Genomic DNA, 20,420 nt, shown 5'->3' on the forward strand with positions numbered 1-20,420 from the left:
TGGTTTTGCTCGAGTGGGGGGGCGGAGAACCAAGGCGGACAGAGGGCGCCGCGAGGTACGGGCAGCCATGGGCATGTGAATTTCCCCATGAACTCCGGGAATTGGTTTGACAAGACGTGGCGCGCACGGCAGGACTACTGGTGAAATTGGGTTCAAGGTAGGCAGAGGCGATACCGCCTCAAACTTTCCATACCGCCCAAGGAAGGAGGAACAACATGTTCAGCAAGGCCCAGTTTGTCGAGGAACTCCGCAACACCCTGCCCGACGTATTCCCCACCAAGGCCAGCGCGGAGAAGGCGTTCGACGCCTTCTGCAACATCCTGGTGAAAGGCGTCTCCAGCGACGAGACCGTGCGGCTCCCCAACGTGGGCACCTTCTCGCTGAAGCTGCGCGCCCGCCGGACCGGCCGCAATCCCCAGACCGGCGAGCAGATCACCATCCCCGCCAAGCGGATCGTCAAATTCAATTCGTCCAAGGGACTCGACGAGGTGCTGAACAAGTAGTTCTTCCGCCCGTGCGAAAGCGAAGGGCCGGGCGGCATGATGCCGCCCGGCCCTTTTTCGTCTGGGCGGGTCGCGCCGGCTTTATTGGCCGTTGAGGGCGAAGTTGCGCTCGCCCATGGAGACATAGAGGCGGGCCATGGCCTTCTGGTAGTCGGCCAGGGCGGTGGAGAGCTGGCTCTCGGCGTCGCTGACCCGTTCCTGGGCGTCCAGCACGTCCGTGTTGGTGCCCACCTGGGCTTGGTAGCGGGCCACGGCCATGCGGTAGCCCTCCCGGGCCGCCTCCAGCGACTTGCGGGCCACGGAGATGCGGTCGGCCGCTTCCTGCAGGTCCAGGCGGTTGCGCTTGACCTCGAAGGAGGCGTCCAGGCGGGTGTTGGCCAGTTCGCTCTCCAGCGCGCCCACCTGCTCCTTGGTTTCGCGGTAGGCGAAATAGTTCTCGCCCATCTCGAAAAAGGTCCAGCGGGCGTTGGCCCCGATGGACCATTCGGAATACTGCGTTTCGTTGACTTGGTCGCCCTGGGCGGCCGGGGTCATGCCGAACTGGGAGTAGTCGTAAGTGCCCTCGAGCTTGGGGTAGAACTCCGAGGCGGCGATCTTGACGTCCTTGCGGGCGATGGAGACGGCCTTGCGGGCGATGTCCAGGTCCGGCCGCTGGCGGTAGGCCCGGGCCAGACAGTCGGTCAGGCTCAGTTGGAAGGGCCGGTAGGTCAGCTCGCCGTCGTAGGCGGTGGCCTTTTCCAGGGGCAGGCCGATGAGGGTGTTCAGCCGGGCCATCTGGGTGTCAACGGTGTTTTTGTCCGTGAGCAGCTCCTGCTCGGCTGTGGCCAGGTCAACCTCCGCCTGCAGCACGTCCAGCTTGGGGCGCAGGCCCACGTCGTAGAAGGCGCTGGTGACTTGCAGCTGCGACTGCAGCCTGGCCACGGAGTCCTGGGAGTTCTTCACGTCCATGCGCGCCTTGAGCAGGTCCAGGAAGTTTGTCTGCACGGTTTCGATGAGTTGCAGCTCGGCCTGGTCCAGCTGGGCCTGGGCCTGCTCCTCGGACAGGGCGGCCCGCTGGTAGCTGGAAAGCAACCTGAAGCCCTGAAAGATGGGCTGGGTGATGTTGAAGGTGAAGGTCCAGCGGTTCTGGGAGCCGGTGGGGATGTTGGCCACGGTGGGCTCTCGTCCCTGGTGCTCGAAGGCGTACCCCGCGGTGAAGTCCGGCCCCAGGGCGGAGCGGGCGCTCTTGCTGCCGTACTGGCGGCTGGAGAGCTGGGCCCGCGCCTGGGATATCTGGGGGTTCAGCCGCAGACCGCGCCGCACCGTGCGGGAAAGGTCGAACGAACCGTCCGTTTCCCCTTCCTCGCCCGGCGGGGAGATGCCGCCGATGCCGGTGCTTGTTTCGGCCTGGGCCTCGGCGTGTTCCTCGGCCAGGGGCATGCCGTCCTGGGCCGCGGCCGGGCAGGCGAGAAGTACGAGAAGAAGAGCCAGGCAAGAGAGTGCGGCTTGCTGGAGAGTCTGCTGCATGAATAGTCCTCGCGGGGTCGGTGCCGCCGGCGGGAGCCAGCGAATCCGCAGAAAGGTAGCAAAAGCCGGGGGAAATGGAAATCTCCAAGTGGAGACAAAATTTTCCCATTACATCCGGCCCCTTGTGAGGAATTTTTGAATGTCACGCCCCCAGTAGGTAGGCTTCCCGCTTCTTCGCCCCGAAACGCAGGGCGTCCTGGGTGTCGTGCATGAAGATGTCCAACTGGCGCCGTTTGTCCTTGGCCATGAGGTCGTCGATGACGAATACGCCCTCGCCCTGAATGTAGACGCGCCGTCCGAAAACCCACCCCTGCTGGAAAAGGTCGCGCGATACGGCCACGATGCCGTGGCGCACCTTGTTGTTGGTGGCCGTCAGGGTGGGGGTGGAGTCGGTTTCCTGTTCGCGCGGGCTGTATGCCGTGACCGTGACCTTGCGCCGGCGGTTGGCCTGGTGGATGAGGCTTCGGTTGATGAAGGCCAGTTTGTGCAGCGTGACCACCGACTTGGCGTTCTCCTTGCTGGAGGCCCTGAGCAGGGCGAGTTCCTGGCGCAGTTCGTCGATGCGGTCGGCTTGGCTCTCGATTTGCCGCAGGCCCAGACCCAGGGTGGCGAACACGCCCAGCAGGGCGACTACAGCGATAAGACGTGTCAGCATGGCGGTACTCCTTTACTTCCTATCCCCAGCATGCGGACAAGGAACGCACATTGTCCTACTTTACCAGGAAAAAGACGTCTTGCAAGCACGGCAAGATTCACCAATCCTTCAGTTTTTTGCGGCATCCCCCCGAACCCCGCGAATGGCGGGGGGCGCTGGGCGCCATCTTTTTCACGCCCGCTCCGCCGGGTTCGCGGGGGGCGCTGTCAGCGCCGCGGGACGAGTGGGCCGGAATCGGCCCGTCCCGGGCGGTTGCCGGTTTGTGGTCCGGGGGCGTTGCATTACGGGTGGCGTGCGGCTATATTCTCCCTCTTTGTCTGCCAAGGAGTGAACGGTGTTCCGGATTCTGCTGTTTTTCCCCGTGCTTTTGGCGGCCCTCTGTCCGCCGCTCTCCGCTTCCGCCCAGGACGGGCGCCCCCCCGCCAGTGTGGTGGTGGACGAGGTACGCCGCGGCGATGTGGCCCCCACCAACCGCTTCGTCGGCTCGGTCTATTTCGGCGAGTCCTCCCAAGTGGCCAGCGAAGTGGCCGGGCGGGTGGAGTCCTACCACTTCGACCACGGCGGCCTTGTCGGCCAGGGCGATGTGCTGGCGCGCCTGAACACCGAGCTGCTGCGCAAGGAATTGGAAGCCAAGCGGGCCGAACTGGAACAGGCCCGTGTCAACCTGCGTCAGGCGGAGCTGGATTATCGCCGCCTGAAGCAACTTTTCGAGTCAGGTTCCGTTTCCCAGCAGGAATATGACGACAAGCGCTTCGCCAGGCTGGCCCTGCAGAGCAGGGTGGCCTCTCTGGAAGCCGAGGTCGCCCGGCTGGACGTGGAAATTTCCAAGGCGGTCATCCGCGCCCCCTTCGACGGCGTGGTCCTCTCCCGCGACGTGGCCAGGGGAGAGTGGCTGGACGTGGGCCAGGCCATTGGCGAAATCGGCCGCCACGACGTCATGCGCGTGGTGGTGGAGGTGCCCCAGGAGGTGCTGGCCCACCTGCCCGAAGACGGCACCGTGTCCGTGACCGTCGGCGGCAGGGAGCTCTCCGGCGAGAACCTGCGGCTGGCCCCCAAGGGCTCCATCTCCACCCGCACCTTCCCGGTGCATGTGGACGTGCCCAACCCCGGATTCCTGGCGGAGGGCATGGAGGCCGTGGTCAGCCTGCCCTCCGCCGGCATGCGGGAGAGCTTGCTGGTCCCACGCGACGCGGTCATCTCCGTGCGCGGCACCCTGGCGGTGTTCGCGGTGCGCGGAGGCAAGGCGGTCATGGTCCCGGTCGAGGTGGTCGGCTACCAGGGCATGTCCGCCGGCATCTCCCCCAAGGCGCCGCTGGAGCCGGGCGAGTCCGTGGTGGTCAAGGGCAACGAGCGGCTGCGACCCGACCAGCCGGTAAACCCCCAGCCCGTGCGGTAGCATGGATCCGGTAAGCTTTTCCGTACGCAACCCCGTCACCGTGCTGGTGGGGGTCATCCTGGTGGTCATGTTCGGCCTCATCGGCCTTTCCCGCATGCCCTACCAGCTGTCTCCGGACGTCACCGAGCCGGAGATCACTGTGGAGACCACCTGGCCCGGGGCCACGCCCTACGAGGTGGAGCGCGACATCATTGAGGAGCAGGAGGATGTGCTCAAGGGCATCCCCCGCCTGCGGGAGATGGTCTCGGAGTCCTACAACTCCCTGGGCACCATCACCCTGCGCTTCGAGGTGGGCACGGAGATCGACAACGCCCTGCTGCGCGTCTCCAACAAGCTGGAAGAGGTGCCCGAGTATCCGGACACCGCGGACAAGCCCATAATCCTGGCCACCGGCGCCAACACGTCCCCGGTCATCTGGACGCTGCTGCGCCCCCGCGAGGGCAACGAGCGGGACATCGCCACCTACAAGACCTTCTTTGAAAACGACGTCCGGCAGTACCTGGAGCGCGTGCCCGGCGTGGCCGACCTCTTCATCGGCGGCGGCACCGAGCGCGAGATGCACGTCATCGTGGACCCGGTGAAGCTGGCCGCCCACAACCTGACCATCGGCAAGCTCTCCTCCATCCTGCGCGCCGAGAACAGCAACGTGGCAGCGGGCAACATGGACCTCGGCCGCCGCGACTACCGCATCCGCACCACCGGCGACTTCCAGAGCCCCGAGGACATCCTCTCCGTGGTGGTGGACTCCACCGGCCAGCGCCGCATCACCGTGGGCGACCTGGGCACCGTGCGCTTTGGTTTCGAGAAAAAAGACACGGCCATGCTCCACAACGGGGAGCCGGCCATGGTGGTGGGCATCAAGCCCGAGCCGGGGGCCAACGTCCTGTCCATGACCAACGCCGCGGAAAAGGTGGTCAAAGAACTCAACGACGGCATTCTCAAGGACAACGACGTCAAGCTGGACTGGGTCTACGACCAGCGCCCCTACATCAACGGGGCCATCGACCTGGTGCAGCGGAACATCCTCATCGGCGCCATCCTGGCGGCCATCGTCCTGCTGCTTTTCCTGCGCTCCATCACAGCCACGGTCATCGTGGGCGTGGCCATCCCCATTTCCGTCATCGGCTCCTTCATTTTCCTCAACGCCCTTGGCCGCAATCTCAACGTGGTCTCCATGGCGGGCATCTCCTTCGCCGTGGGCATGTTGGTGGACAACGCCATCGTGGTGCTGGAGAACGTGGACCGACACCGTTCCATGGGCAAGGCCGCTCACAGGGCGGCCATCGACGGCACCCGCGAGGTGTGGGGCGCGGTGCTGGCCTCCACCCTGACCACCGTGGCAGTTTTCCTGCCCGTGGTCTTTATCGAGGAAGAGGCGGGACAGCTCTTCAAGGACATCGCCATCGCGGTGACATGCGCCATCTCCCTGTCCCTTTTCGTCTCGATCTCGGTCATCCCCATGCTCTCCTCCTTCCTTTTCCGGCTGGCCGGCAAAAAGGGCGGCGGGGAGAAGAACGGCAAGCCGCGCATCGGCCCGGTGGACCGGGCGGGCGAGCTCCTTGTCTCGGGCATCTCCGGGCTGGTCTCCCTGGCAATCCGCACCCCGCTTTCCCGGATAGCCACCATGGTGCTGCTCACCTCCCTGGCGGTGGGCCTCACCGTGGGGCTTTTCCCCAAGATGGAGTACCTGCCGCAAGGCAACCGCAACCTCATCATCAACGTGCTGGTGCCCCCGCCGGGGCTGTCCTACGAGGAGCGCAGCCAGATCGGCCACTCCATCTTCGACATGGCCGGGCCCTACTTCGGCGAGCCCAAGGACGGCTTCCCGGCCATCAAGCAGATGTTCTTCGTCTCCGGCACCCAGTTCAACATCTGCGGCGCCATCGCCAGGGACGAGAGCAGGGCGGCCGAGCTCATCCCGCTCTTCAACCGCTTTCTGGGCTCCATACCCGGCATCTTCGGCGTCTCCATCCAGGCCTCCATTTTCGAGCAGGGCATCGGCCAGGGCCGCACCATTTCCATCGATGTCTCCGGGCAGTCCATCGAGAGCATCGCCCAGGGCGCGGGCGGTCTCTTCGGCATGGTGCAAAAGAGTATCCCCGGCGCCCAGGTTCGCCCCGTGCCATCCCTGGAGCTGCTCTATCCCGAGGTGGTCTTCGAGCCCCTGCGCGACCGCGTTCGCGCCGCAGGGCTCTCCACCTCCGAGCTTGGACAGGCCGTGGACGTGCTCATGGACGGACGGCAGATCTCCGAATTCCGCGAGGTGGGACAGAAAACCATCGACCTTGTGCTGAAGGCCTCCCAGGAGGACGTGCCCACGCCCGAGGCCCTGTACGACCAGCTTGTGGCCACGCCGGAGGGAAGGGCCGTGCCCTTGTCTTCCCTGGCCTCCATAAAGCGGGACTACGGCATCTCCCAGATCCGCCACTTCGAGCGGCGGCGGACCATCACCCTGCAGGTCACTCCCCCCAGGGAAATGGCCCTGCAGGCGGCCATGGAAACCATCCAGGACGAGATTGTGCCCCAGGCCAGGCAGACCGGGATGCTGGAAGGCCTGCGGGTCTCCCTTTCCGGCGCGGCGGACAAGCTCACCACCACCCGCGTGGCCCTGCAGGACAACTTCCTGCTGGCCCTGGCCATCACCTACCTGCTCATGTCCGCCTTGTTCGGCAACTTCATCTACCCCTTCATCATCCTCTTCACCGTGCCCCTGGCCGCGGCCGGTGGATTCCTGGGACTGTGGCTGCAGAACGCCTTCCTCAAGCCCCAGCCCATGGACATCGTGACCATGCTCGGCTTCATCATCCTGGTGGGCGTGGTGGTCAACAACGCCATCCTCATCGTGCACCAAGCCCTCAACAACCTGCGCGATCACGGCATGGACCGCAGGCAGGCCGTCATGGAGTCCGTGCGCACGCGGCTGCGGCCCATCTACATGTCCGCGGCCACCTCCATCTTCGGCATGCTGCCCCTGGCCCTGGCCCCCGGACCCGGCTCGGAACTCTACCGGGGACTGGGCGCGGTTGTGCTGGGCGGCCTGGCCCTGTCCACCGTGTTCACCGTATTTGTCATCCCCTCTTTGCTGATGTTCTTCATTCGCATGGAGAAGCAGCCCGACGCGGAGGAGTAAATGGAAATCCTTGGCATTAGCGCCTCGCCGCGCAAAAACGGCAACAGCGACAAGATCCTGGCGGCCGCCCTGGAAGCGGCCGAGGGAGCGGGGGCGTCCACCCGCGCCGCGCACCTGCGCGATTACCGATTCGATTCCTGCACCGGCTGCGAAAAGTGCCGCCGCGACAAGATCTGTACCTGCATGGTGGACGGCATGACCACCCTCTATCCTCTCTTCCAGGAGGCAAAGGGGCTCCTGCTGGTCACGCCAGTGCACACTTACAACGTCACGGCCATGCTCAAGGCCTTCATCGACCGCCTTTACTGCTTCTACGACTTCACCAACGACCGCCCCCGGGGCTGGTCCTCCCGCCTGGCGGGCCAGAACCGCAAGGCCGCCCTGGCCTGCATCGGCGAACAGGCGGAAGAGGAAGACCTCGGCCTGGCCATGCCCGCCATGCGCCTGCCCCTCCTCTCCCACGACTACGAGATCGTGGCCGAACTCCCCGTCCTCAACCTTTTCGACGCCGGACGCGCTGCCAAACACCCGGAAATCATGAGCCAAGCCGCTGATATGGGCCGCAAATTGGCGGAAGCATTGAAGTAGGAAAGAAGGGAAGCTGGGAAGAAAGGGAAGATTTCGCCCTGCGGGCGACCAGGGGGCTGCGCGCCCCCTGGTCCCTGCGGCAAAGTAACTTTGCATGTGTTTCGCGGGTTGGCACACGGTGGTTCGCGAAAGTGGGAACCCCGGCGCATGGGTGATTGCGGAGGGCATCTACCCGGTAAAGCAAAGCTCCGCCGTTTGGCGACAGATGCGTTGGACGCGAAATTGGGCAGTACACCCCCTTTTCCCACTGCCCTGCACAACACCCCCGTCAGCCATCGTGCATTCCCCTCCACCACTCTTCCCACACCAAAAAAATGGCGCTGGAAACCGACGGTTTCCAGCGCCATTTTCAGTGATATAATTTCGCTTTCCTACAGGATTTGGCTGAGGAAGAGTTTGGTGCGTTCGTGTTCCGGGGTTTGGAAGAAGTGTTCCGGGGTGCCGGTTTCCAGGATGCGTCCCATGTCCATAAACAGGACGCGGTCGGCCACTTCGCGGGCGAAGCCCATCTCGTGGGTGACAACGACCATGGTCATGCCTTCCTTGGCCAGGGTTTTCATGACGTCCAGCACTTCGCCGACCATTTCCGGGTCAAGGGCGGAAGTGGGTTCGTCGAAGAGCATGACTTTTGGGGTCATGGCCAGGGAGCGGGCGATGGCCACGCGCTGCTGCTGTCCGCCGGAGAGGTTGTCCGGGTAGGAGCGCGCCTTGTCCGCCAAGCCCACGCGGTTGAGGAGGCGTTCGGCGTTTTCCTTGGCTTCCTTGCCGCCGCGTTTGCGCACCACCTGCTGGGCCAGGGTGAGGTTCTCCAGCACGGTCTTGTGGGGGAAGAGGTTGAACTGCTGAAAGACCATGCCCATTTCGGCGCGGGCCTTGTTGATGTTGGTCTTGGAGTCGAGAATGTCCACACCGTCCACCCAGACGTGTCCCTCGTCGGCGTATTCCAGCCGGTTGAGGCAGCGCAGGAAGGTGGACTTGCCCGAGCCGGAGGGGCCGATGATGACCACCACCTCGCCGCGCTGGATTTCGGCTGAGACCTTGTCCAGGGCGGTGATGCGCTCGGGGATGAAGAAGTACTTGGTTACGTTTTCCGCCTTGATCACTGCACCATTCTCCTCTCGAGGTATTGGGTGAAGAGGGAGAGGGCCGCGGTCAGGATGAGGTAGAGCAGGGCGCAGACGATCCACATCTCGAAGGGCTGCAGCGATGTGGTGACAATCTCTCGGGTGGCCTTGGTCAGCTCGCGGATGGCGATGATGCCCAACAGCGAGGAGTCCTTGACCAGGGAGATGAACTGTCCGGCCAGCGGCGGCAGGATGCGCCTGAGCGCCTGCGGCAGGATGACGTGCCGCATGGACTCGAAGGAATTCATGCCCAGGGAGCGGGCGGCCTCGATTTGACCCCTGTGGATGGACTGGATGCCGGCGCGCACGATCTCGCCCACATAGGCCCCGGAGAAGAAGGCCAGCGAGGCCACGCCGAACCACAGTGGCGGGAGCTGGGGCAGGCCCTGCGTGTTGAGGATGTCGTTGATGAGCGTGCCGAACAGGAAATACCAGATGAATATCTGCACCAACAGCGGCGTGCCGCGCACAAGCTCGATGTAGGTGATGGACCACGACTTGAGAAAGGGATTGTCGGAGATGCGGCAGATGCCGGTTATCAATCCCAGCAGGACGCCGAAGATAATGCCGATGAAGGAGACCTTCAGCGTCATCCATAAGCCGATGAGCAAGAGCCCCGGCTTGGTTTCGTGGTAGGTGCCGACGACGTCCCCCATGTACATGAAGTCGCCCTCGGAAGCCATGACCTCGCCTGTGGCGGGCATGGTGTAGGTCTCTTCCCCGTCCGGTCCCTCGATAGTGATGCTTGTCTGTTCACCTTTTGTGGTGATGGATTCGATCTCGCCGGGTACTTCGGCGCGTACTTCGATATCGGTTTCGGCGATGAAGTATTTGGGGACGTTGTACCATCTCCAGACATAGTCCACGGAGATGGACGCGTAATAGAAGAGGCCGATGACAACGACGACCGAGGCGATGAAAGCGGAACGCCAGAATAGCTTGTATCCGGGGCCTCTTCGGGTCAGCAAGCCGGAACTCATGGCGGGCCTTCTCCTTGGAGCCTGCGTTGGACAAAAAAATGGGGAGGCCCGATGGGCCTCCCCGGGGCCGCTCAGGGGCGGCCGGCTACTGCACCTTTTCGATCCACTCGGTGCTCTTGATCCACTTGTTGTAGATACGCTCGTAGCGGCCGTCGTTCTTGATCTGGCGCAGGAAGTTGTTGAGCCAGTTCAGGAAATCGGGGTCGCCCTTGCGCACGGCCCAGGCCAGGGGCTCGTAGGTGAAGGGCTCGTCAAGGAAGACCAGCTTGTCCTTGCCCTGCTGAGCCATGAAGACCACGCAGTTGGGCAGGTCGTAGACGTAGGCGTCGGCCTTGCCGGAGAGGACTTCCATGGCCGCCTCGGTCTCGGTCTCGAAGGACTTGTAGGTGGCCTTGGGGATCTTGCGCAGGACGGCCTGCTCGCCGGTGGTGCCCAGCTTGGAGACCACGGTGTACTTGGGATCGTTGAGATCCTTGTAGGACTTGACCTCGTTCTCAAGCTCCTTGCGCAGCAGGATGGTCTGGCCAACGGTAATGTAGGGGTCGGCGAAGTTGACCTTCAGGTTGCGCTCCTGAGTGACGGTCATGCCGGAAATGATGATGTCGAACTTCTCGGTGAGCAGGGCGGGGATGATGCCGTCCCAGGCGGTGTTGACCGGCACGAACTTGACGCCCATGTCCTTGGCCATCTCCTTGGCCACCTCGATGTCGAAGCCGACGAAATTGCCGTTCTTGTCGGTCATCTCGAAGGGCATGTAGCCCGCTTCGAAGCCCACGCGCAGTTCGCCGCGCTGCTGGATTTCCTCCAGGGTGGACTGCTTGACCAGCTCCATCCGGGTATTGGCGGCCGTGGCGGGCATGGCGGCTGCGGCGAGGAAGGCCAGGCTCAGGACCAGAGTGACGAGTTTTTTCATGGGGAATTTCCTCCGGGTCGGTGGGAACGCGTGCGCGACGGGGCTAATAATATTTGCCTTCCGTCAGGATTTCCTTGACCAGCATCCGCTTTTTGTGTCGCGGGCAGAGGGGGATTTCCTCTCTGGGAATGTAGACGATCTCGGTGTGACCGCACTTGGGGCAGTACACCTGCACTGGCTCGGAGTGACCCTCGCCCTCGCGTTTTTGCCGACCTTCCCTTCCGTCCATCTCGTACCCTCGCAATGTAGCGGCTGCGGGGGTTTCCATACCCCCAGCGGGCCCTTTCTGACAAGCTGTTTTTGACGTTCGTGCGACAAGAATGGGATGGGCGGATAGAGGTGGCGGGGGAGGTTGCCAAAAACGGCATGCAGTTCGGCGGCCTTTTCCGGGGTGGAAAGGTGGGCCGGATTGGGGTAGGCGGGGACGGACTTTTCGCAAACCCCAAGGAGGACCCAGTGGGATTCCTTTCCGCATCCACCAGCTTCACCAGATACATGCCAAACGGCGACGTGACCAAGGAACTGTGGGCCGAAGTGCCGGACAGGCTTCGCCAGCACGCCTTCGTGGAAATCGAGGAAACAGCCGACGAACGTTCCTTCGGCTGGGTCTGCTTCGATGACTACCTGGACTCCGCCTGGCGCACCGCGCCGTCGGAAAAAGCGCACTACTTCGCCTGGTCCTTGCGCCTGGACACCCGCCGCATCCCGCCCGCCGTGCTCAAGAAGCACACGGAGCTGGCAATCCGGCAATACAAGGCTTCCATCGAGGATGAGGACAAGAAGTTCGTCTCCAAGGCCAAGAAAAAGGAAATCAGGGAGAACGTCGTCCTGCGCCTGCGCGCCCGCACTCCGCCCATCCCGGCGGTTTTCGAGGTGGTCTGGGACACCCGCAGCCAGGCCGTGCTCTTTGGCTCCACCAACGCCAAGGCGCGCGCCCTGTTCGAGGACCTCTTCACCCTCACCTTCGAACTGGAGCTGGAGCCGCAGACCCCCTTCTACCTGGCCAGCCGCCTCAAGGGCGAAGACGCCGTTTCCCGCCTGGAAAACCTCGAACCCACGACCTTCTCGGCCGGATAAGGAGACCCCCATGGCAGACTACACGCTGACCGACAAGGAAAGCGCCCTGCTGGGACAGGAGTTCCTGACCTGGCTGTGGTTCCGCAGCGAGATGGACAACGGGCTCTTCGCCACGCCCGACGGCCACAACTTCACCGTGTTCATGGACCAGCGCGTCCAGGTCCAGGGCGGGGAGGGCGATGAAAAGGAGACCGCCGTGGTCACAGGGGCCCACGCCCGCATGGCCGAAGCCAAAATGGGCCTGCGGCGCGGCAAGAAAGTTGGCAAGGCCCAGCTCAAGTTCGACCAGGACGGCGAGGAGTGGACCGTCCAGGTCAAGGCCGAGGACTTCGCCCTGGGCTCCATGAAACCGCCCAAAGTGGAAAAAACCAGCGACGACGACCCTGACGCCGTTTTTTTGGAAAAACTCTTCCTCATCGAAAACTGCCTCACCTTCCTCGATACCCTCTACACCCGCTTCCTCGACCTGCGGCTCTCACCCAATAAATGGGAAGAAGAAGTCTCCTCCTTCCGCCACTGGCTTGCCAAGGAAGAATAGGCTGGATAGCACGTGGAGAATGAATCGGCGGGGTTCCGGGTTTGGCCCGGAACCCCGCCGTCTTTTTTGGGGGAAGCGGGGAATGAATGGTGGTTGGCGGGAGTGAAAGTTCAGGGCAGGATAAAGCCCCCTTTTTTTTCCTAGTGAAAATACGGCTTTCTTATCCTGCCCCCAGTTTGAAACAGCCTTGATTTAAGTGGAAGTCCGTGGCTTCTCAACAGGCAGGAGGTTTGCCATGAAGCGACGGAAGTGGACCCCGGAGCAGAAGACTCGGGTCGTCCTCGAAGGCCTTCGAGGACGACCCGTGGGCGAAGTGTGCGCCGAGTACGCCATCTCGCAGAACCAGTACTACAAGTGGCGCGATCAATTCCTTGCCCAGGCGCACAAAGCGTTCGAGACCGAGCACGGCGCACAGCGTACGGCCAAGCTTGAGCGCGAGAACATGAAGCTCAAAAGCCTGATCGGTGAGTTGACCATTGAGCTAAAAAAAAGCGGGCCGTTCGGATGAAGCGTGGACCATATGCAAAGGTCGCCGAGCGCAACGCCGACCTCCTGGCCCGCATTCGCGGCATCAAGGCCGACCATCCGTTCTGGGGATACCGTCGGGTCTGGGCGTTTCTGCGCTTCGTGGACGGCGTAGTCGTCGGCAAAAATCGCGTCTACCGGCTCATGAGCGAGCATGACCTCACGGTGAAGCCCAACCTGCGACTCAAGGCCAAACGCAGGCCGACCGGCGTCAAGCCCCGGCCCACGCGACCCAACGAGTGGTGGGGTATCGACATGACCAAAATCAAGATTGACGGCTACGGCTGGCTGTACGTGGTCATTGTGCTTGATTGGCGCACCAAGAAGGTCGTCGGCCATTACGCCGGCGACCAGGCCAAGGCGTGGCATTGGCTCTCGGCGCTCAACGCGGCTGTCGGCAGGCAGTTCCCCGAAGGCGTGCGCGACGGCGGTCTTCATCTCATGGCCGACAACGGCTGCCAGCCGACCTCGGCGAGCTTCATGAAGGCTTGCCGCGTCATGGACATCAAACTCGCCTTCACCAGCTACAACAACCCAAAAGGCAATGCCGACACCGAGCGCTTCATGCGCACCATGAAGGAAGAGCTGGTCTGGATTAATGAATGGCGTAGCCCGACGGCCTTTTGCCAAGCCTTGGGCTCCTGGATCGAAGAATACAACCAAGGCTACCTGCACTCGGCGCTGGGGTATAAAACCCCGGTGACAACCGAGCAGGAACTGATCAACTCGCGGACTCTCTTAAAAAAGGCTTGCTAAACCGGGGGCAGTACATTCTTTCCTGCCAACACCCCTCCTTTCTTTCTAAAAAATCTCGTATCGGTCGATTCGCTCGGAGGCTGGGTGCTGGCAACATGGAGTCGAGGAACATCAGCCCAACCCGCGTCCAACCCATGGGAAGCCAAACGACCGGGGCGGGATTATACCAGGTGCAACAATCGCCAGTTGGTTCGCCGGAGTGCTCCCCGCCCTCCCTCTGACGCGCGGCAACACGCGATACACATGCAAAGTTATTTTGCTGCGGGTCCAGGGCCTCGCAGGCCCTAGCCGCCGGAGGCATTTCCTGGTCTGCCGCCAGGGCGACATCTTTTCCTCCCGCCGGAGTCATTTTCCCTGTCGGGAATCCGTCCCTTCCGGCGGCACATATTGCCTCATCCCTCGTTTTTCATCCCTTTCCATTCGGAATCTAATGGATTCCCCGTCCGGGTCCGGTGTTTGCAAATTTGCCGTGCAGGACAACTGGGCAAGAGGATTTTTCCGCCGGGGCGGCCTTGTTCCGAGCGGAATCCTCAAACGGCACATTTCAGACCCACCTGGAGGGGGACGTGCGACTCTTCGGCAGCACCATCGAGCGGGACAGCGAGCAGATCGAGCGGATTCGCCGGCGCCTGGACGAAGACCGGGAAAAAAGCAAACGCCAAGCCTACCGCGTGACCACACCGCATTTGGCCGTGCTGGTGAGCGGGCGGGACAGGCAGCGGCTTTATCCCCTGCGCGACCTCAGCGTATGCGGCCTGGCCTTCTACCATCAGGAAAACCATTTTGAGACGGACGAGCCCGTTGCGTTGACCATACGGCGTGGCGACACCACCCTGGTGGACAACATCAAGGGCACCATCGTCCGCATTGACGAAACCACCTGCGGCTGCCGCTTCGACAACCCGAGCCTGGACGAAGACTGCCGACTCTCGGCCATCGTCCTCATCGAACAGAAAAAAGAACTCGACGCGCGCAGGAAACAGCGGATCATGGAACAAGCTCTGTAAACAAGCGGCTATTCATCCAAATGGAAACGGGGTTGGCCGGGCGGTTGCCCGGCCAACCCCGTTTTTTCATGGCGCGGGATATCCTTCCTTTCCACGCCCCTTCCATCCTTCCTGAAAATTCTCGTATTGCTCGCTTCGCTCGGTGGCGGGGTACTGACAACGTGCAGCCGGAGACAAAAGTCCAATCCCGCGTTCAACGCATGGGAAACCAAACGACCGAGGCGGGGTTATATTTGCTGCAACAATCGCCAATTGGTTCGCCGGAGTGCTTCCCGCCCAACTCCTGACGCGCGCCAATCCGCGAATACACATGCACACTTGGTTTGCCGCGGTTCCAGGGCCGCGCAGGCCCTGGTCGCCCGCCAGGGCGAAATCTTCATGCCCCAATCCCGCATCCAACGCAGCATGCGCCACACGGCCGGAGCGAGGTTTTTCCGGCTTGCAGCCCACGACGGACGTTGGATCGCGGACTACTCCCCGTAGCCCCTCTGACGCGCGCCACCCCGCGAACACACATGCAAAGGTAGTTTGCCGCAGGGTCTAGGGGGCGCGTAGCCCCCTGGTCGCCCGACAGGGCGAAATCTTCCCTCTTTCTTCACTCTTCCTTCATTTTCTTGCACGCTTCCACGAAAGCCCTGAACAGCGCCCGTTGTTCGGGTTTGTGGGGGAGGAATTCGGGGTGCCATTGCACGCCGAGGATGAAGGGCTCGGTGGTGTGCTCCACGGCCTGGACCATGCCGGTTTCGTCGCGCGCGGCGATGGCCATGCCCCGGCCGAGGTCGCGGACGGCCTGGTGGTGGAGGGCGTTGACGCGCGCGCTGGTGCGTCCCAGGGCGAGGGCGAGGTGGGAGCCGGGTTCCACGGCGATGAGCTTGCGCGGTAGAACTGTGCGCATGCGGGGGACTTCCACGGCCAGGGCGGAGATGTCCTGGTAGAGGGAGCCGCCTTCGGCCACGTTGAGGAGTTGCATGCCCCGGCAGATGCCGAATACGGGCAGGCGGCGCTGGAGGGCTTCTTTGAGGAGGCGTTGCTCCAGTTCGTCTCGTTTCGGGGCCAGCCGGGGTGTGCGGGCCAGGGCTGAGAGGCGGCGGAGCAGGTAGAGCAGGGGGAAGATGAGGGCGCCGATGATTTTACCGCCCAACGTGGGTTCGCTCTGCTTGAGGTCCTCCAGGAAGTGCTCGGGTTCCTCGCCGTAGAGGCTGGGGGAGATGTCCGCCCCGCCGGAGAGAAGCAGGCCGTCCAGGGATTCGGCCGAGGCCGGGCGGTCCGGGGTGATGCGCAGGGGGCGCGCCCCGGCCAGCCGCAAGGAGAGCCAGAGGAAGCACCACATGGGCATGCCGCCTTCGGAGGGGACGCTGACCCCGATGGCCGGACGGCTCACGCCAGGAACGCCTCCGCTTTTTCGGCCCAGGACTTGGAAAAGAGCTCCATGGGGAAGCCGGGCATGTCCAGATAGGCTTGGCTCATGGTGCGGATGCGGTCGGGGTCGTCGGCCAGGCGTTCCACCAGCAGCCAGCGGGACCACTCCATGGCGATGGTCCAGTCCGGGTCGTCAATGCGGCAATCCGGCAACCGGTAGTGGAAGGCGGGGCGCGGTTTGATGAGATGGTGCTCCACGTCGAAGGAGTGGACCAGGTCCTCGTTGATGTGTGCGAAGAGGGGCAGGCAGTCCAGAGGACGGTTCCGCGTGGGGTTGTCCTGCAGGTAGTCGCGGATGAGCCCGTCCACGCTGTCCGGGTCGTAGGCCGGGTCGATGAAGCGGCGCGTGAAGCGGTCGGGGAAGGGGTCCACAAACGGGGAGACGCGCCGGGAGAGGTCGATGTCCGCCTGCTTGCGGATGTAGTCGAAGAGCAGGAGGAAGGCCCGCAGGTAGGCCAGGATGGTTTCGGCGTCCAGGGCCGGGGCCTCGGGGTTGATCTGCATGCCGAAGGCGAAGAAGGGGGAGGCCTTGGTGCCTTCCGCCCCCAGTCCGCGCAGCTTTTCGCGCAGTTCGTCCAGGGGGGCGAGGCCGTCCATGGGCAGGGGTGGGGAGACCACCTCGGTAGGCACGAACTCGCTGGACACGGAACGCAGGGTTTGTTCCAGGGGCTTTTTGTCCTTGAGGCCGTCGAGGTCGATGCCCATCTTGGAGAGGAAGTGCTCGTACCGCTTGTGGCGGATGAGGTGGGAATCCAGCTCCACCTGGAACTCGCCCATCTCGGTGGTCACGCGGTAGGCGAACTCGTTTTCCTGTTTCACTTCTCCGCCGAAGACCTCGGCCACGGCGCGGGCGGCTTCGGGCAGGTCCACCCCGGCGAACTCGATCTCGAACCCGGCGCGCCGGGGGTTGCCTTCCGCGTTTTCCCGCCTGGGGGGCGGGGGAAAGTCGCTCATAAGGTCGTGTTCCTGGTTTGCCGCCCCGGCCGGGCCGGGGGAGCGTTGCTGGATTCCGCCGGAGGGTAGCCGACAGTCCGGACACGGGCAACGTCATTCGTTGCGCAGTATTTCCGCCGGTTTCTGCCGCAGCACACGCCGCATGCCGGACAGGCCCAGCAGCACGGTAACGGCCGTGGCCGCGCCCACGGTGAGCAGGGCGGTGCCGGGCATGAAGGTCCATTGCAGGTTCATGACCTCTTCCACCAGCAGCCAGGAGAGCAGCACGCCGAGCCCCGCTGCAGCGATGCCCGCCACCACCCCCAGCAGGACAAGCTCCAGGGTGAGCACGGCCAGGATGTCGCGGCTGGTGGCCCCCACCACGCGCATGACCACGGCCTCGAAGACGCGCCGCCGGGTGCCCGCGCGCAGGGCGGAGGCCAGCACCAGCACACCGGTGACGATGGCCGCCAAGGCCACGGCCCGCACGGCCTGGCCGATGGAGCCCAGCAGGTCGGCCACCCGCTGCAGCACCTCCTTGATGCGGATGCCGGAGACGTTGGGGAAGGCGTCGGAGACCTGTGACAGGACCCCGGCCTCGCTGCCGGTGTCGGCATAGACCGTGGCGATGTGCGTCTGGGGGGCGTTTTCCAGAATGCCGGGCGGAAAGACCAGGGTGAAGTTCATGGCCAGGGTGGACCACTCCACCTCGCGCAGGTTGGCGATTTCCGCCGTTATCTCCCGGCCCAGGAGGTTCACGGTGAGGGTGTCGCCCACGCCGGCGCCGTAGCCCTTGGCGATCTCCGCCGGGAAGGAGAGCAGGGGCGGGCCGGAGTAGTCCGCGCCCCACCATTTTCCGGCCACGATCTCGTTGCCGGGCGGAGGATCAGCCCGATAGGTCACGCCCCGGTCGGAGCGCACGGTCCAGCGGAACTCCTCGGGAATGTCCACCTCCTCCACCGGGCGACCGCCGATGCGGGTGATGCGGGCGCGAAGCATGGGCTGGCGGCGCAACTGGTTGACCCCCTTCAGGGAGCGGACCAACTCGTCGAACCGCTCGGCCTGGGCTGGCTGGATGTCGATGAAGAAGAAGGAGGGGGCGCGCTCCGGCAGGGCCAGGGCGATCTGGTTGCGCAGGTTGCCGCCCGCCAGGTTCACGGCCGTGAGCACGGTCAGCCCCAGGCCCAGGGCGAAAAGCACGGCCTGGGTGGCGTTGCCCGGACGGTGCAGGGCGGACAGGGCCAGCCGCAGCCTGGGGCGGCCGCGCGGGCGGATGCGGAAGGCGGTCTTGCGGACCGCCCAGGCCAGCATGCGGAAGACGGCCAGGGCGCCCAGGGCCGCGCCGCAGAAGGAGAGGGCGAGGAGGTGGTCGCTGGTGACGGCCACGGTGTATCCGGCCAGGGCCAGGGCGGCCAGGACCACGGCCGCACGGGCGCGGGCGGGAAGCCCTGTCCGGCCCGGATCAGCGTAGCCCCGGAAGAGGGAGGCACCGCGCACCCGCCCGGCGCGCAGCAGCGGCGGCAGGCTGAAGCTGAGGGCTGTGAGCAAGCCGAATCCCGCGGCCTTGAGCAGGGCCAGGGGGTAGATGCCTGCGGCCAGGGGCACAGGCAGCACGCTTTGCAAACTTTCCGCGGCCAGGGCGGGCAGGCCCCCGCCCAGAATCGCCCCGGCGGCGCAGCCGAGAAGGGTGAGAAAGAGCACTTGGGCCAGATAGACGCGCAGAATGAGGCCGGATTCCGCGCCGAAGGTCTTCATGACCGCGATGGAGCGGTTTTTCATTTCCAGAAAGGAGGACACCGCGCCGCCCATGCCCAGGCCGCCCACGAGGATGGCCGCCAAGCCGGTGAAGGTCAGGTAGAGATCCAGGTTGTCCATGAAGCGGCGCAGGCGCGGCCCGGCGGAGGTGAAGTCGCGCACCCGCCAGCCCGCGTCCGGGTAGTCGGCCCGCAGTTGCTCGGCCACGGCCTGGGCGTCCGCGCCGCGCAGGTCCGCCCGCAGCTTGTGGCGAATCATGGAGCCGGGAAGCAGCAGACCGGTGGCCTCGGCGGCCGGGCGGGAAATGAGCAGCCTGGGGCCGAGGGTGAACAGGGAGACGGCCCGGTCCGGCTCGCGCTGGATGGCGGCGCGGATCTCGATGTCCGCCGAGCCCACGCGGAGCACGTCGCCCACGGACGCGCCCATGCGTTCCAGAAGCTCCGGCTCAACGGCCGCGCCGTAACGGCCGCCGCGTTCGGCCAGGGCCGCGTCCAGGGGCTGCGAAGGGTCCAGCTCCATTTGGCCGAAGAGGGGGTAGGCGTCGTCCACGGCCTTGAGCTCCACCAGGAGCCGGGCGTTTTCGGCCGGGAGGCGGGCCATGGTGCGCATGGTCAGCACGCGGGAAACGCGGCCGGACTCTTCGAGCTCGCGCCGCACCGGCTCGGGCGGGGGCTGGAAGGTGGAGGTGATCTCCAGGTCGCCGCCCAGGATGGCCCGGGCGTCGCGGCGGATGCCCTCGTCCGCGGCCGAGGACAGGCTGCCCACCAGGCTGATGAGGCCCACGCCCAGCGTCAGGCAGGCCAGGAACACCCCAAAGCGGGAGAACCCCTGCCGCAGCTCGCGGCGGGCCAGGCGGAGGGAGAGGGGGAGGGTCACGCCTCGGCCACCCTGCCGTCGCGCATGGACAGCCGCCTGGAGCAGCGGTCCGCCAGGGCGCGGTCGTGGGTGACAAGGAGCAGGGTGCAGCCGGTTTCGCCCGCCAGGGTGAACAGCCGCTCGATGACCAGTTCACCCGTTTCGCGGTCCAGGTTGCCGGTGGGCTCGTCAGCCAGGATGATGTCCGGCCGGGAGGCGAAGGCGCGGGCCAGGCCCACCCGCTGCTGCTCGCCGCCCGAGAGCTGCGAGGGATAGTGCCCCAGCCGGTGCGACAGGCCCACCGCCTCCAGGGAGGCCTGGGCGCGGTCGAAGGCGTCGGGCACCCGGGCCAGTTCCAGGGGCAGGGCCACGTTCTCCAGGGCGGTCATGGCCGCCACCAAGTGAAAGGACTGGAAGACGATGCCCACGTGGCCGCCCCGGAAGCGGGCCAGGGCGTTCTCGTCCATGGCGCCCACGTCGCGCCCGGCCACCAGCAGGGTGCCGGACGTGGCCCGCTCCAGCCCGGAGACCACCATGAGCAGGGAGGTCTTGCCCGCGCCGGAGGGTCCCATGACCCCCACGGACTCGCCGGGTTCCACGCGCAGGTCCACATCCCGCAGGATGTTGACCGGGCCGCGCGCCCCCGGTAACGTCAGGGAAACTCCGGAAAGGGCGATAGCCGCGTCTCCCGCTCGCATTCGTCACGCTCCATAGGATGATATGTTCAAGCTTCCCCTTGTAGCACTCCTGCTCCTCATTG

At 64.5% G+C, this 20,420-nt stretch carries 19 protein-coding genes; 9 read left to right on the top strand and 10 right to left on the bottom strand.

The window, feature by feature from the left end; genetic code table 11:
• The first annotated feature begins 215 nt into the window (after positions 1 to 215).
• Positions 216 to 503 carry an HU family DNA-binding protein gene (locus tag N911_RS0113610; RefSeq protein ID WP_029898076.1) on the top strand — a complete coding sequence of 96 codons (288 nt, stop codon included), beginning with the start codon at positions 216 to 218 and terminating at the stop codon, positions 501 to 503.
• 81 nt (positions 504 to 584) lie between these two features.
• On the opposite strand, the gene N911_RS0113615 is transcribed toward N911_RS0113610, so the two are convergent.
• Both N911_RS0113615 and N911_RS17705 read right to left on the bottom strand, forming a co-directional pair.
• Positions 585 to 2,009, bottom strand: coding sequence for a TolC family protein (locus N911_RS0113615; protein ID WP_035105555.1), 1,425 nt, complete (start codon positions 2,007 to 2,009; stop codon positions 585 to 587).
• A 142-nt stretch (positions 2,010 to 2,151) separates the two neighbouring features.
• Positions 2,152 to 2,664: a 3D domain-containing protein gene (locus tag N911_RS17705; protein ID WP_051694435.1), complete on the bottom strand. Its 513-nt coding sequence runs from the start codon at positions 2,662 to 2,664 to the stop codon at positions 2,152 to 2,154.
• 334 nt (positions 2,665 to 2,998) lie between these two features.
• On the opposite strand from N911_RS17705, the gene N911_RS0113625 reads away from it, so the two are divergent.
• The 3 genes from N911_RS0113625 to N911_RS0113635 are packed head-to-tail and all read left to right on the top strand — an operon-like array spanning position 2,999 to position 7,778.
• Positions 2,999 to 4,060 (top strand): efflux RND transporter periplasmic adaptor subunit, encoded by a 1,062-nt coding sequence (locus N911_RS0113625; RefSeq protein ID WP_029898082.1) that lies wholly within the window; start codon positions 2,999 to 3,001, stop codon positions 4,058 to 4,060.
• 1 nt (position 4,061) lies between these two features.
• Entirely contained in the window at positions 4,062 to 7,190 is a 3,129-nt protein-coding gene (locus tag N911_RS0113630) for an efflux RND transporter permease subunit (protein ID WP_029898085.1), read from the top strand.
• Entirely contained in the window at positions 7,191 to 7,778 is a 588-nt protein-coding gene (locus N911_RS0113635) for a flavodoxin family protein (protein ID WP_029898087.1), read from the top strand.
• A 371-nt stretch (positions 7,779 to 8,149) separates the two neighbouring features.
• Here the strand turns inward: N911_RS0113635 and N911_RS0113640 are convergent, their stop codons facing one another.
• The 4 genes from N911_RS0113640 to N911_RS17710 form a co-directional block, all read right to left on the bottom strand.
• Complete coding sequence (locus tag N911_RS0113640; protein WP_029898088.1) at positions 8,150 to 8,881, bottom strand: amino acid ABC transporter ATP-binding protein; 732 nt, start codon at positions 8,879 to 8,881, stop codon at positions 8,150 to 8,152.
• The gene (locus N911_RS0113645; RefSeq protein ID WP_029898090.1) at positions 8,878 to 9,882 is read right to left on the bottom strand and encodes an amino acid ABC transporter permease; all 1,005 of its coding nucleotides are present in this window, start codon (positions 9,880 to 9,882) and stop codon (positions 8,878 to 8,880) included. The genes N911_RS0113640 and N911_RS0113645 overlap by 4 nt, the downstream gene beginning before the upstream one ends.
• A gap of 85 nt (positions 9,883 to 9,967) precedes the next feature.
• Complete coding sequence (locus tag N911_RS0113650) at positions 9,968 to 10,795, bottom strand: transporter substrate-binding domain-containing protein (protein WP_029898092.1); 828 nt, start codon at positions 10,793 to 10,795, stop codon at positions 9,968 to 9,970.
• A gap of 43 nt (positions 10,796 to 10,838) precedes the next feature.
• Positions 10,839 to 11,024: a hypothetical protein gene (locus tag N911_RS17710; protein WP_029898094.1), complete on the bottom strand. Its 186-nt coding sequence runs from the start codon at positions 11,022 to 11,024 to the stop codon at positions 10,839 to 10,841.
• A 227-nt stretch (positions 11,025 to 11,251) separates the two neighbouring features.
• Here N911_RS17710 and rdgC point away from each other — a divergent pair, with 227 nt between their 5' ends.
• The 5 genes from rdgC to N911_RS0113685 all read left to right on the top strand — a co-directional run bounded on the left by rdgC (position 11,252) and on the right by N911_RS0113685 (position 14,698).
• Positions 11,252 to 11,872, top strand: coding sequence for a recombination-associated protein RdgC (rdgC, locus tag N911_RS0113665; protein ID WP_029898096.1), 621 nt, complete (start codon positions 11,252 to 11,254; stop codon positions 11,870 to 11,872).
• A gap of 10 nt (positions 11,873 to 11,882) precedes the next feature.
• Positions 11,883 to 12,410 (top strand): hypothetical protein, encoded by a 528-nt coding sequence (locus N911_RS0113670; RefSeq protein WP_029898098.1) that lies wholly within the window; start codon positions 11,883 to 11,885, stop codon positions 12,408 to 12,410.
• 235 nt (positions 12,411 to 12,645) lie between these two features.
• Positions 12,646 to 12,918: a transposase gene (locus N911_RS0113675; RefSeq protein WP_029895442.1), complete on the top strand. Its 273-nt coding sequence runs from the start codon at positions 12,646 to 12,648 to the stop codon at positions 12,916 to 12,918.
• Positions 12,915 to 13,691, top strand: a complete 777-nt coding sequence (locus N911_RS0113680; protein ID WP_051693969.1) for an IS3 family transposase — start codon at positions 12,915 to 12,917, stop codon at positions 13,689 to 13,691. The genes N911_RS0113675 and N911_RS0113680 overlap by 4 nt, the downstream gene beginning before the upstream one ends.
• Before the next feature lie 566 nt (positions 13,692 to 14,257).
• Complete coding sequence (locus tag N911_RS0113685; RefSeq protein WP_029898100.1) at positions 14,258 to 14,698, top strand: PilZ domain-containing protein; 441 nt, start codon at positions 14,258 to 14,260, stop codon at positions 14,696 to 14,698.
• Between the two features lie 595 nt (positions 14,699 to 15,293).
• Here the strand turns inward: N911_RS0113685 and N911_RS0113690 are convergent.
• The 4 genes from N911_RS0113690 to N911_RS0113705 form a co-directional block, all read right to left on the bottom strand.
• Positions 15,294 to 16,079, bottom strand: coding sequence for a gamma-glutamyl-gamma-aminobutyrate hydrolase family protein (locus N911_RS0113690; protein ID WP_029898101.1), 786 nt, complete (start codon positions 16,077 to 16,079; stop codon positions 15,294 to 15,296).
• Positions 16,076 to 17,071: an amidoligase family protein gene (locus tag N911_RS0113695; RefSeq protein ID WP_035105558.1), complete on the bottom strand. Its 996-nt coding sequence runs from the start codon at positions 17,069 to 17,071 to the stop codon at positions 16,076 to 16,078. Before N911_RS0113695 ends, N911_RS0113690 begins: the two co-directional genes overlap by 4 nt.
• Positions 17,072 to 17,164: 93 nt before the next feature.
• Positions 17,165 to 19,681, bottom strand: a complete 2,517-nt coding sequence (locus N911_RS0113700; protein ID WP_029898104.1) for an ABC transporter permease — start codon at positions 19,679 to 19,681, stop codon at positions 17,165 to 17,167.
• Positions 19,678 to 20,358 (bottom strand): ABC transporter ATP-binding protein, encoded by a 681-nt coding sequence (locus N911_RS0113705; RefSeq protein ID WP_029898107.1) that lies wholly within the window; start codon positions 20,356 to 20,358, stop codon positions 19,678 to 19,680. Before N911_RS0113705 ends, N911_RS0113700 begins: the two co-directional genes overlap by 4 nt.
• Positions 20,359 to 20,420 lie beyond the last annotated feature (62 nt).

The sequence above is a fragment of the Desulfohalovibrio reitneri genome (genome assembly GCF_000711295.1).
Classification (GTDB): Bacteria; Desulfobacterota; Desulfovibrionia; order Desulfovibrionales; family Desulfovibrionaceae; genus Desulfohalovibrio; species Desulfohalovibrio reitneri.